1 tRNA gene is annotated in these 215 nt (G+C 45.1%); it reads right to left on the reverse strand.

Features of this window, described 5'->3' with window-relative positions:
* Positions 1-73: transfer RNA gene (locus GT1_RS22055), tRNA-Asn, on the reverse strand.
* Positions 74-215 lie beyond the last annotated feature (142 nt).

Here is a 215-nt window from a genome sequence, read left to right on the forward strand (position 1 = left end):
CTCCTCGAGTAGGACTCGAACCTACGACCGATCGGTTAACAGCCGATTGCTCTACCAACTGAGCTATCGAGGAATATTCCCTAAAAACTTCACAGAAGAAAAGCATTTGCGCATTAGGTTTATTGATGTTTGCACTTGTGCAAACGAGGTATTTAAGTCAAGTCCTCGGCCTATTAGTACCAGTCAGCTGCATGGATTGCTCCACTTCCACATCT

It is taken from the genome of Sporomusa sp. GT1 (assembly GCF_014634905.1).
Lineage (GTDB): Bacteria > Bacillota > Negativicutes > Sporomusales > Sporomusaceae > Sporomusa > Sporomusa sphaeroides.